Genomic DNA, 12921 nt, shown 5'->3' with positions numbered 1-12921 from the left:
CATCGATATGGGTAAACTAAGCAAACGTGATGATGGAGATAAGTAAGCAGTGCCTCTGGACAGGGAGGAAGCGCCGTAGATTGAGAGCGTTTCTGTAGAACAAGGCTGCCGAAATTCACTCCGAAGCGGTTCCCTGAACCTGTTTGTGTGCAGACACAGAGGCAACAGTAGGGGCAAACGGTTAACGGTCGTTATTCCGTACAAAGTGAGACAGAACCAGTTGCAGGCCAGAAGGGCCACGCAGCAATGGATGTCTAACAAGGGTGGTACCACGGTCTTTTCGTCCCTTCAGGGGAGAGAAGGCCTTTTTTTGTTGCAAAAACACCACAAAAAGGGGGCAATTACACATGAAAGAACGTTTAGAGGCATTGAAGATCGAAGCGCTGGAGCAGTTGTCTGGTGTGAATGATCCGCAGACGCTCGGTGATCTGCGTGTAAAGTATTTGGGGAAAAAGGGTGCATTGACTGAAATTTTGCGTGGTATGGGTGCGCTTAGTGCGGAGGAACGTCCAGTTATTGGTCAAGTAGCCAATGATGTTCGGGCTGCCATTGAGGAAGTCATCGACAGCAAGCAGGATCAGTTCCAGAAGGAAGAGACAGCGAAGCGTCTGCAATCCGAGAAAATTGATGTGACCCTGCCAGGACGTCGTGGACGTCAAGGCGGACTGCATCCACTGACCAAAGTGGTACAGGAGATCGAAGATATTTTCATCGGTATGGGATACCGCGTTGCGGAAGGTCCTGAAGTCGAAATGGATTATTACAACTTTGAAGCATTGAATCTGCCGAAGAATCACCCGGCGCGCGATATGCAGGATTCTTTCTATGTTACCGAAGACTTGTTGATGCGTACCCATACATCTCCTGTTCAAGTACGTACCATGCAGAGCATGAAGGGCGAAGTGCCTGTCAAAGTCATCTGCCCAGGTAAAGTATACCGCCGTGATGATGACGATGCGACGCACTCTTTCCAATTCAACCAGGTTGAAGGATTGGTCATCAGCGAAAACATTCGTATGAGCGATCTGAAAGGAACCCTGCTGCAATTCGTACGCGAAATGTTCGGTTCCCACACGGAAATTCGTCTGCGTCCAAGCTTCTTCCCGTTCACAGAGCCAAGTGCGGAAGTGGATGTAACCTGTGTACAATGTGGCGGCAGCGGCTGTCGCGTATGTAAGCAAACAGGCTGGCTTGAAATTTTGGGCGGCGGTATGGTTCACCCGAAAGTACTGGAAATGGGTGGCTATGATCCGGAGAAATACAGTGGTTTCGCATTTGGTATGGGCGTAGAGCGTATCGCGATGCTGAAGTATGGAGTCGATGATATCCGTCATTTCTACAATAGTGATCTGACCTTCCTGAAGCAATTCGGAAGGCTGTAACTTTAAGACAAGAAAGATTAACCATATAGAGCAAGCGAATGAACCGGGAACACCAATTTATAGATGAAGGAAGTGAACGTCCATGAGAGTATCGACAGATTGGCTGTCTGATTATATTTCCCTTGAAGGTGTGACGCCACAGGAATTGGCAGAGAAAATCACCCGTGCGGGTGTCGAAATTGATGTAGTGGAGAACCGCAACAAGGGCGTGAATAAAGTTGTTGTAGGTTATGTGAAGAGCAAGGAGAAACACCCGGATGCAGACAAACTGAATGTATGTGTTATTGATGCTGGTCAGGAAGAAGATCTGCAGATCGTATGTGGTGCAAAAAATGTGGATGCAGGCCAAAAAGTAGTCGTAGCCCTGGTTGGAGCAAAGCTCCCTGGTGGATTGGATATCAAAAAAGCCAAACTGCGCGGTGTTGTCTCCCTTGGCATGATCTGTTCCGCCAAAGAGCTGGGCATGAACGACAAATTGTTGCCGAAAGATCAGCAGGAAGGTATTCTCGTTCTGCCGGAACAAACAGAGGTTGGCACGCCAATCAGTCAGGTTCTTGGTCTTGACGATCATGTGCTTGAACTGGACCTGACACCGAACCGTTCCGACTGTCTCAGCATGCGTGGTGCAGCTTATGAAGTGGGTGCCATCTTGGGTCGTGAAGTGAAGCTGCCGAGTCCCAAAGACCAACTGGCTGAGGTTGGTGATGCGGCTGCGAATCATATCTCTGTAGCGATTAAAGCGCAGGAGCAATGCAGTCACTATGCAGCTCGTTATGTAACAGGCATTAAACTGGGTGCTTCCCCGCTGTGGATGCAAAACCGTCTGATGGCCGCAGGCGTTCGTCCAATCAACAACATCGTTGATATCACGAACTATGTCATGCTGGAATACGGTCAACCGCTACATGCATTCGATGCGGATAAGCTGGAAAAAGGCCATATTGAAGTGCGGATGGCCAACGAAGGCGAAACGATTGTTACGCTGGATGGACAGGAGCGCAAGCTGGAGCCGCACATGTTGCTCATCACAGATGGCGTGAAACCTGTAGCCATCGCTGGGGTTATGGGTGGCGAGAATTCCGAGGTATCGGAAGGCACGGTGAATCTGTTGCTGGAATCCGCCAAGTTCGATGGTGGAACCGTTCGGAAAACGTCGCGACAATTGGGGCTACGTTCCGAAGCAAGCATGCGTTTTGAGAAGGAAGTAGACCCGGGTGCGGTGATTACGGCTTTGGATCGTGCGGCTGAACTGATTCAGCGTTATGCTGAAGGTGAAGTGCACCAGGGAATCGTGGAAGCTGGAGCAGAAGCTGCGGAGAAACGTGTAATTCAATTGTCGCTGGACCGACTGAATCGTTATTTGGGAACCGATCTGTCTTTGCTTGAGGTGAAAACCATTTTCGCTCGCTTGCACTTTGCATGTGGTGATGCTGATCAAGGATTGCTGGATGTGGAAGTACCAACACGCAGAGGGGATATTACGCTCGATGTAGACTTGTTTGAAGAGATTGCACGCCTGTACGGATACGACAACATTCCAACCACATGGATTGAAGGACCTACGACTCCAGGGGCGTATACACGCTCTCAAGCGATGCGTCGCACCATTCGTGGAGTGCTCTCAGGCAGTGGCTGGCAGGAAATGATCAGTTACTCCTTTGTACACCCGGATAAAGCGACATTGTTCCCGGCATTGACACAAGGCAGTAAAGCCGTGAAACTCGCGATGCCTATGAGTGAGGACCGCAGTGTGCTTCGTACGAGTATTTTGCCGCAAATGCTGGATGCAGCGGTGTATAACATGAACCGTAAACAGGATTCACTGGCTGTATTTGAAGTGGGCAATGTGTTCTTCACTGAAGAAGATCAGTTGACCAAGCAACCGCATGAGATTCCGGTACTGGGCTTGCTGCTCACCGGGAATCGTGCAAGCCAGCAGTGGAATGTTGGAGCGGAGAAAGTAGACTTCTTTGATCTGAAAGGTGCTCTTGAGCATCTGTTCGCCTATGTGGGGCTTGAACAACGCATTCGCTTGGTAGCAAACAGCCCTGAAGGATTCCATCCGGGACGTTCCGCATCGGTTTACCTGGAAGGTAAGGATGGCGGGGAAGGCAAATTGATCGGTACATTGGGTCAATTGCATCCGGAACTGCAACAGCAGTATGATCTGAATGATGTGTACATCGCAGAGATTGCACTTGAATCGATCTACAGCGAAGCAGACGCTGACATTCGTTATCGTGAGCTTCCGCGTTTCCCAGCCATGGAACGTGATATCGCGGTTGTTGTGGATGAAGATATTGAAGCGGGAGATATGCTGCGCGCCATTCGTGAATCGGCGGGTGAATTGTTACAAACCGTACAGGTATTCGATGTGTTTACTGGCAGTAAACTGGGTGAAAACAAGAAGAGCGTGGCGATGGCACTGGTATACCGGAATCGTGAACGTACACTGACCGATGAGGAAGTTACTGAAGTTCATGCCCGTGTAGTGGCTCGTCTGGAAGAGCAATTCGGAGCGGAATTGCGTAAATAGGACAAAAGAAGATTTTTTGAACAAAGATTAGCAGGAATTGTTTGAAGTCACATCGAATCCTTAGCATTAGAGGATCGATGTGACTTTTTTGTGATTACAGCTTAGAATCAACATACAGACTTGAAGGAGGGCACAACTGTGACTACACCTGATCGTACACGCGTCACCGTAGAGATCTACGGGACTTCCTATAAACTGGTTGGCAGCAGTGCCGACTATATGAAACAAGTAGCTAACCTGGTAGATGAGCGTATGGGCGCAATCTCCAAGCAAAATTCCCGTCTGGATACTCCGCGTATTGCGGTACTGGCGGCTGTACATATGGCTGAACAGTCTCTTCAGACTCAGGAAATCCGTAATGAACTGAAGATGCTTACTGGAGAACGTACAGAACTGAGAAACGAATTGAATCGGTTGAACGCCATACAAAATGAACATCAACAAGAATTGGAACGGCGTGACCAGGCTCTTGCTGAATTGCAAAAGCTGAAGCTTGAAGCAGAGCAGGCGCTGCAAAAGGCTGAAACGGACAAAAATTCAGAGATAGCCAAGTTGAATACGCTGCTGGAGCAAGAACGCGCTCAAGCAACGGAGCGAGTGCAGAAATTGCAGGCCCAAGCGACGGCACAACTCAAGGAAGCAGAAGCCAAGGGAACGAAACAGCTGAAGGAAATGGAAGAGAAAGCGGCTAACCAGCTTAAAAATGCACAGGCACAGGCTGCTTCCCAGCTCAAAGAAGCTCAGAACCGTTCTGCAGCTGAATTGCAGCAGGCGCAGGCCAAAGCTGCGGCGCAATATAAAGAGTTGCAGGACAAGACTGCAGCTCAATTAAAAGAAGCCGAAAGCCGTGCCGTTGCAGAACGTCAACAGATTGAAGCCAAAGCTGCGCAGCAGGTTCAGGCAGCCAAGGAAGAAGCCGAGTCGGCCATTTTGTCCGAGTTGGAGCAGGCAGAGAGCAATCTGAAGAAAGCTCAGGAAGAAGCAGCGCTGCAATATAACGAACTTCAGCAACAGATGGAACTTCGTCTTCAACAGGCTGAAGAAAAAGCGCTGCAACAGACACAAGAGCTCACGGATCAGGCGAATCAGGAACGGGCTGCCTTGCAGGAACAAGCGGAGCAGAAGCGCCTGACTGAGATAAATCAGTTGAATGCGGAGTTCAAGGCGTTATCCGAGCAGTTGGAACTCGAATGGATGGAGAAAGAAGCAGCCCTCGAGGAACAATTGCAGCAAGCCAAGGAAGCAGCAGCGTCCCAGGCAACAGAAGCCGCATCGGCTGCAGAGGCCATACTTCAAGAAGAACGGGGCAAGCTCAAGCAGCAACTTGAGGAACAACGTAAACAGGCGGAGACTCGACTATTAGATGTCGAAGAACAATTAGAAGAAGTAATGACCCAGCTCATCAGTGCACAGGACATGGTTGCAGAGCAAGAACAGCAGCTTCAGCACGAGCGTGGTCAATTGGAATCGTTACGTCATGAGCATGGGGTTCGTAAACAGGAGCAGGAAGTTCAGACCCGCCGAATTACGGAACTGGAGCAGCACCTGGAACAGTTGAAAGAGGACCGTTCCCAGTTGCAGGAGCTTCTTCGTGAAACGGAACAGGCTGCCCAGCAATCCCGTGATTCACAGGAACAATGGAAGCAGAAGTATAATGAAACTGTGGATAGAGAAACCTCTCTCACAGCACAGCTACGCAAACTTCAGGAGCAACATGCACAGCTTGAACAGGAAGCCCAAAAGCTTCGTGAGGCTGAAGTGAAGTCGGAAGAGGAACAGCGCAGACTGCAAAAAGTGCTTGAACAGGCTCATGCTGCGGTGCGTACATTGCAGCATGAGATCGGCACGCTTACGGAACGTGAGCAGTCCTTGAAGGACCTTGCTGAGCAGCGATTGGCTGAGATCGGAGACCTGGAGAATCAGATTCTTGAAGTTGCTGAACAAAATGAAACGTTGGAGTCTGGTGTACAATCCCTTCATGATGAATTGTCCGTGGTGAAGGAAGAGTCTCGTTTCAACCATGAAGAGGCTGTGCAGTACCAGAAGGATGCAGAGCTTTTGGAAGAGAAACGTAATCAGCTTGAAGTTGAGCTAAATGTTGTTCGGGAAGAGCTGAACCGACTTCAGGATAACTATAAACAAATCCGTAATGATTACAGTGATGCATTACAACGGGAAGAGAATTACAGTTCCAAGCTGGATGAATTGAGCAAAGAGAAACAAGAGATTGTGAGCGCACTTGAAGAAGCAAGAAAGTCTTCAGCTAAACTTTCCGAGCGCTACTCGGAGCAAGAGAGTCGGCTAGCCCAGACTGAGGAAGAAGCGTTGGAGTGGCAGATCAGACACGAAGAACTGTCAGCCAAACAGACCGAGTTGGCATCCCGTCTGGAGCAGTTTACAAGACGTGAAGAAGAACTTCGCTTAAGTGTTGAACAAGCAGAGCAGAACGACCAGGTATGGCAACGCCGTGCAGACGAATGGGCGGCTCAGGAGCAATCCTGGCAGGAGCGCTGGGCTGCACTTGAGAATGAACTGACGGTTTGGAAGAGAGAAAGTGCGGCAAGTAGTGAGTTGCTGGATGGACTGGAGCAAGAACGACAGCAGCTGGACAAATTACGTGCAGAAGCGACCCAAGAAAAAGAGATCATGGAAACGGAACTGCTTGAGATGGGGGAGCGTTACGAACTAGCGGCCAATCAATTACGTTTGTTACAGGTTGAACGTGAAATGGAGCAGGAGAAGGCAGAGCAGCTGAACACTGAATATCGTCAGTTGCATGATGAATATACGAAATTGCAGACGGAATATAACGAATGGATTGAATTGATTGAACAGGACCAGACCTAGCGGAATGAATGTAGCAGAACTGGCTCGTGGGCAACGTACTCTGGTACAATTTGTTATACTAAAGAAGGAGCTCCCGTCGCTGCGGGGGCTCCTTGTCTTGAATACTATTCTTCAACGATAATTTTGGAGATCATGCTGCTGTGTCCTGAACCACAGAAGACAGAACAGGACATTTCAAACTCACCAACCTTGTCCGGGGTTATGACTTTGGAGCTGTTTCTGGTATCCAGTTGAAGATTCAGCTCAGGCACAAGCATACCGTGATTTCCGTTTACATTTTCATAAACAATGTTAACGGGAACGCCTTTTTTAAGATGGTACTCAGGTTGATCGAATTCATAGTTACTTGCCTTGATGACCAATTCTTCACTGGCTGTAACTCCAGCATCAGCATCGGATCCATTGCTGCCAGATTCTACGGACTGTTTCGCCCCTCCACATGCAGTGAGTACCAGAATTAACATACAGGCAGCAAGCCATGTAATGCCTTTCTTCATCATATGCCTCCTTAAAGCGTGATATGGATAAAATTTGAATGATTGCTCCAGTCATCATACCGCAATATGTGAATGCCTGTACACGCTGTGTATGTCGTTTTTTTGAAAATTGTACGTGTACGGCAGAGCGTGCGTACTGCCCGAATGAAATAAACCCCTTCCGGCGCAGGGCCTTCAGAGGTTTAGGAGAATTCATGGGGACGTTAAGGTGAAGTGGAGATTAACTTTTGGAGCTTCGTCCGGCATCAAAAGGGGTGGATACCGGGATGAAGAGATCGATAATCCCGATGACCAGCGCAGCGAGAATGGCACCGAGCAGGCTGACTTCAACATGATCTACAACATATTGACCAAGCCAAATCACCAGTGCGCTAACGATAAATCCGACAATACCGCGACCAAACGGGTTGACTCTTTTGCCGAAGATACCTTCAACGATCCAGCCGAGCAGGGCAATGACAAGAGCAAGCAACAGGGCGCTCCAGAAGCCACCAACGGCGAATCCGGGAACGATCCAGCTAACCACCATTAATACAATTGCAGCGATGATAAATCGCACGACATGTCCCAGGAAATTCATGGTGTTTACCTCCTTTTAATCGGATTGAACTGAGCAGGGCAACTCCAAGGGGATGGAGAGGTTGCACAATCCTGACACCTGTAGTTTGTGGTGCTATGGTTGAAGTTATGTGTGGAAGGATTCGTTAAATAGCGTAAGAAAGTTTCTTTCGTTATAATACAGATATAGTTTGGAAGGAGTTGTACACTTGGACACGAAAATTCTACACACACTGGAATATCGCAAAATTTTAAATACATTGCTTAGCTTTGCCCAGACGACCATGGGAAAAAAGAAAGCGGAGCAACTTGAACCAAGCAGTGAACTTGAAGAAGTGAAGCGGTTGCTGCAGCAAACCGATGAAGCCTTCACATTTGATCGCCTGAAAGGCTCACCGTCGTTTGGGGGAATTATAGATATTACGGCTTCCATCAAACGTGCTGAAATTGGAGGCACACTTAACCCTCACGAGCTTTTGGGAATATCCAATACGACCTTTGCGGCGCGGCGATTGAAACGTCAGATTGGTACTTTGCATGAAGATGAGCTCATCGAATCATTGTTCTATATCAGTGATCAACTGTCAGAGCAAAAAACGCTTGAGGATGCCATCAAAATCTGTATTGACGATAATGCAGAGGTTGCCGACAGTGCGAGCGTAACGTTGGCGCAGATTCGTCGTGAGCTGCGAGGCGGAGAAGTGCGGATTCGCGAAAAACTGGATTCCATGATTCGATCCTCTACCGTATCCAAGATGCTGCAGGATCAGCTCATCACCATCAGAGGAGACCGTTTTGTTATTCCAGTGAAAGCTGAATATCGTTCGTACTTTGGCGGGATTGTGCACGATCAATCTGGTTCGGGAGCAACATTGTTCATTGAGCCGGAATCCATTGTTGCAATGAACAACAAATTACGCGAAACCCGGATTCGGGAAGAACGCGAAATAGAAATTATTTTGCAGAAATTGACGGCACTTGTCAGTGAGCAGGGAGAGTGGCTGTTGTATGATGTCGACTTGCTGGGATCACTTGATTTTATCTTTGCCAAAGCACGTCTGGCTCGTGAACTGAAAGCAACATTGCCTCGCATGAATGACCGCGGGTTCCTGAAGCTCAAGAAAGGCCGTCATCCACTGATTCCGATTGAAAACGTGGTTCCAATCGACATAGAGTTGGGCAATGATTACACATCCATTATCGTGACAGGTCCGAATACGGGTGGTAAAACGGTAACGCTCAAAACGATTGGATTGCTGAGCCTGATGGCTATGTCCGGTTTATTTGTTCCGGCTGAGGATGGCAGTCAGTTATGTGTATTTGATGCGATCTATGCAGACATTGGGGACGAGCAGAGTATCGAGCAGAATCTGAGTACTTTCTCCAGTCATATGACCAACATCATTCGCATTCTGAAAAACATGACACCAAAAAGTTTGGTATTACTCGATGAACTTGGCGCAGGGACAGATCCGGCTGAAGGTTCCGCACTGGCGATCTCCATGCTGGAGCATATGCACCGGACGGGATGTCGCATGGTTGCAACCACTCACTACAGTGAACTGAAAGCATACGCATATGAGCGTAAAGGTGTCATTAATGCCAGCATGGAATTTGACATCAACACACTGAGTCCAACCTATCGCCTTCTGGTGGGTGTACCTGGACGAAGTAATGCATTTGCCATTGCAGAGCGACTGGGACTGCCGGGTTACATTCTCGACTACGCCCGTGGCGAAGTGAAGGAAGAGGATCAACGGATTGAGCACATGATTGCTTCTCTTGAAGAGAACCGTCTTACGGCTGAACAAGAGCGTGAGAAGGCAGAGAGCCTGCGCCAGGATATGGAGAAATTACGCAGTCGTCATCAGACTGAACTGGAGAAGCTGGAACAGCAGCGTGATCGCCGGATTGAAAAAGCAGAAGAAGATGCACGCAGCATTGTGGACAAGGCTCGCGCGGAAGCGGAGAAGATTATAGCCGATCTTCGCCTGTTGGCTATGGAAGAAGGTGCTTCCGTGAAGGAGCACAAACTCATTGCTGCCCGCAAACAGCTGGACGAGGCAGAACCGGAGAAACGCAGGAAAACGTTCAAGAAGACGGCAACAGCGCCGAAGACTCGTGCTATCGGTCCTGGTGATGAAGTGCTTGTCTACAGTTTGAATCAAAAAGGGCATGTTGTAGAGATGTCGGGTAGCAAAGACGCTATGGTACAACTGGGGATTATGAAAATGAAAGTATCTCTGGATGACCTGGAACTGCAGCAATCGGCTCCCGCAGCCAAACCGAAACAAAAACCGGTAACGGGTATGAAACGTACACGTGATGACAATGTGAAAAGTGAATTGGATCTGCGTGGTACCAACCTGGAAGAAGCCCTGATGGAGACAGATCGGTTCATTGATGAAGCTTTCCTTGCCAATCTGGGCCAAGTTTATATTATTCACGGTAAAGGTACAGGAATTTTACGTTCCGGTATTCAGGATTACCTGCGTAAGCATAAACATATTAAAAGCTACCGGCTGGGCAATTACGGAGAAGGCGGGAACGGTGTGACCGTCGCAGAATTGGAATAGCCGGTCCATGAATCAATGATATTCTGTGACCTTATTCATGAAGGTCGCAGATGGGGAGAGGGGAACGGTGCGTGATAGAAAGCATTGACCAATTGCTGTCTCATCCCTTGGGGATGGTACTCGGTTTTTTCTCGGTAGCGATTATGGAGCTGCTCGTATTTCTGGCTTGCTTCGAACTGGTGACCAAGTATAAATGCTGGACAGAGATCAAGAAGGGCAATGTAGCCGTTGCGATGGCTACAGGAGGCAAGATCTTCGGGATCTGCAACGTATTGCGGTTTTGCATACAAGCCAAATCTTCGGTGTATGAAGCCATGACGTGGTCAATTGTAGGGTTTATCCTTCTGCTCATTGCCTATTTTTTGTTCGAATTCCTGACACCCGTGTTCTCCATTGATAAGGAGATCGAAGCGGATAACCGAGCTGTCGGATTGATATCCATGATTATTTCAGTCTCGCTGTCGTTTGTTATTGGCGCGAGCATTATCTAGGGGGACCGGTCATGAAGATATTGATACGGATTCTGTTTGCGGCATCGATCGTATTTTTTGCCATCGGTGTGATCTATGTAATGAATACATGATGATTTGAAGAGAGAGGTTGATTCAATATGGAAACAACAATATGCCCTTGGTGTCACACGGAAATTGTATGGGATGAGGAACTCGGTCCTGAAGAAGAGTGTCCATACTGCCACAATGAATTAAAGGGATACCGTACGCTCAATATTAACATCGATGATGAAGAGAACGATGAAGCTCAGGACGACATCTATGATGTAGACGATGTAACGAACGAGAAACAGACTACGGATCTTTCGGATCTGTGGGGGGATGAAGTTGAACTCAAATTGCCGGAGTTGCGAACGTTAACCAAATACGCGGATGAAGGTAATGATCTCATTCAGTATGAACAAGGTGTACAGAAGCAACTTGATCATCAAGAAGAAGTACCAGAGTGCCCGAATTGCCGGGAATTCATGATTCTCGCAGGTACACAAGCTGCAACGCAGGATAACTTCATGCCAGTTGCTAACGCAGCTTCAGGCGAAGGGTCACTATTGGCATCACCTTTTAAAGTATTGACCTATGTATGCTCGGGATGTTTCCAAGTTCAATACAGTCTGTCTGAGGAAGATCGTCTGCGTCTGATCAAGAACCTGAGTACGCAGAAATAAACATTTCGGAGATTCTAACCAATTTCATAGCAATCCTGAAGATTCATCATGTTTTCCTCTTGCTTGGGGCACGTTAACCCTAAGACCTACCTGTACATAGTTCACTTCAGGTGGATGAAGGAGGAGCAGATGAAGATTACTTTAGGCCGACAATCCATTCTGCTTTTGGGCGTGAATGGATTGTTTGCGTTAGCCGGAGCACTCTCGGGAACCTTTTTGAATGTGTTTCTGTGGAAAAGCCGTCCGGATTATGCCATGTTGGGGTGGTTCACTCTAAGCCAGCAACTGGCCATTGGACTGACATTCTGGCTTGCTGGCAAATGGGTCAAGGAACACAATAAAATGAGTGCACTACGACTAGGTACTGCGCTGTCCGGCATATTTTATATGATCGTCCTCTGGGCTGGTTCCAAAGCTGTAGACTGGATATGGCCTCTGGGTATACTACTGGGTTGTTCCCTGGGGCTATTCTGGATTGCATTTAATGTCGTGTATTTTGAAATAACGGATCGGGAAAACAGGGATCTGTTCAATGGCTGGGTCGGGTTACTTGGCTCGATGACAGGAATTATAGGTCCATGGTTCTCCGGTCTGATTATTACTCGCATGACAGACAACACAGGATATCGGCTCATCTTCACAGTATCGCTCGTTATTTATGTCATAGCGGTAGTCTTCAGTTTTTTTCTGAAAAAAAGAAAGGTGAGCGGTACATACCGCTGGTCAGAACCTTGGATACAGCTATCCAAGCGGGATAGTCCCTGGAGGACCTTAGCCTTGGGTTTATTCGCTCAGGGCGCACGTGAAGGTGTATTTGCCTTCCTGATTGCACTGCTTGTCTACGTGGCTACTGCACAGGAGTACAAGTTGGGGCAGTTCTCACTCATCACTTCTGCTGTGGCACTAGTAAGTTATTGGGCAGCCGGGAAATGGTTCAAACCACAGTATAGATCGAAAGGCATGTTCATTGGAGCCCTCATTCTGCTCGTTGTGCTTCTTCCTCTTCTCTGGAAAGTGACCTATGTTACCCTGTTAATCATGGGGATTGGGAGTGCTGTTGCGATGCCGTTGTATGTACTACCGATGATATCAGCGGGATTCGACATGATGGGCACAAGTGGCGAAAATGTGGAGAAAAGGGTTGAACTTGTCGTTTTGAGAGAGTTATGCCTGATGCTTGGCAGACTATGTGGATTGGCCATATTCATTGTGACGGTCATAAATGCTCCGTCTCTACGCATGTTAACCTGGCTTATTATTGTCCTCGGTGCTTCTCCGCTAGTTGGATGGATCTTTATGCGCAAATTATTGAACCGAACGGAAGGGCAAGAGCCCTCGGCTTAGCAGG

At 48.2% G+C, this 12921-nt stretch carries 9 protein-coding genes; 7 read left to right on the top strand and 2 right to left on the bottom strand.

All coding sequences use genetic code 11. The features are described from left to right. Window positions 1-347 precede the first annotated feature (347 nt). From pheS to D829_RS0114560, 3 genes are all read left to right on the top strand, one after another. Window positions 348-1382, top strand: a complete 1035-nt coding sequence (gene pheS, locus D829_RS0114570; RefSeq protein ID WP_017689641.1) for a phenylalanine--tRNA ligase subunit alpha — start codon at window positions 348-350, stop codon at window positions 1380-1382. Window positions 1383-1464: 82 nt separating this feature from the next. After that, complete coding sequence (gene pheT, locus D829_RS0114565; protein ID WP_017689640.1) at window positions 1465-3918, top strand: phenylalanine--tRNA ligase subunit beta; 2454 nt, start codon at window positions 1465-1467, stop codon at window positions 3916-3918. Between the two features lie 138 nt (window positions 3919-4056). Beyond that, window positions 4057-6765 (top strand): hypothetical protein, encoded by a 2709-nt coding sequence (locus D829_RS0114560; protein WP_017689639.1) that lies wholly within the window; start codon window positions 4057-4059, stop codon window positions 6763-6765. Between the two features lie 104 nt (window positions 6766-6869). On the opposite strand, the gene D829_RS0114555 is transcribed toward D829_RS0114560, so the two are convergent. Both D829_RS0114555 and D829_RS0114550 read right to left on the bottom strand, forming a co-directional pair. Beyond that, window positions 6870-7265 carry a cytochrome C oxidase subunit II gene (locus D829_RS0114555; RefSeq protein WP_346773279.1) on the bottom strand — a complete coding sequence of 132 codons (396 nt, stop codon included), beginning with the start codon at window positions 7263-7265 and terminating at the stop codon, window positions 6870-6872. A 217-nt stretch (window positions 7266-7482) separates the two neighbouring features. Continuing rightward, the gene (locus tag D829_RS0114550; RefSeq protein ID WP_017689637.1) at window positions 7483-7842 is read right to left on the bottom strand and encodes a phage holin family protein; all 360 of its coding nucleotides are present in this window, start codon (window positions 7840-7842) and stop codon (window positions 7483-7485) included. Between the two features lie 187 nt (window positions 7843-8029). Here D829_RS0114550 and D829_RS0114545 point away from each other — a divergent pair, with 187 nt between their 5' ends. The 4 genes from D829_RS0114545 to D829_RS0114525 all read left to right on the top strand — a co-directional run bounded on the left by D829_RS0114545 (window position 8030) and on the right by D829_RS0114525 (window position 12917). Continuing rightward, window positions 8030-10396 (top strand): endonuclease MutS2, encoded by a 2367-nt coding sequence (locus tag D829_RS0114545; RefSeq protein ID WP_017689636.1) that lies wholly within the window; start codon window positions 8030-8032, stop codon window positions 10394-10396. A 113-nt stretch (window positions 10397-10509) separates the two neighbouring features. Then, on the top strand, window positions 10510-10887 hold the full coding sequence (locus D829_RS0114540) for a DUF350 domain-containing protein (protein ID WP_241230782.1): 378 nt from the start codon (window positions 10510-10512) through the stop codon (window positions 10885-10887). A 119-nt stretch (window positions 10888-11006) separates the two neighbouring features. Next, entirely contained in the window at window positions 11007-11573 is a 567-nt protein-coding gene (locus tag D829_RS0114530) for a hypothetical protein (protein ID WP_017689634.1), read from the top strand. A gap of 129 nt (window positions 11574-11702) precedes the next feature. Beyond that, entirely contained in the window at window positions 11703-12917 is a 1215-nt protein-coding gene (locus tag D829_RS0114525; protein ID WP_017689633.1) for an MFS transporter, read from the top strand. The last annotated feature ends 4 nt before the right edge of the window (window positions 12918-12921 follow it).

The sequence above is a fragment of the Paenibacillus sp. PAMC 26794 genome (assembly GCF_000316035.1).
In the GTDB taxonomy this organism is placed as follows: domain Bacteria; phylum Bacillota; class Bacilli; order Paenibacillales; family Paenibacillaceae; genus Paenibacillus.
This window is presented reverse-complemented; position numbering and strand designations above follow the sequence as displayed.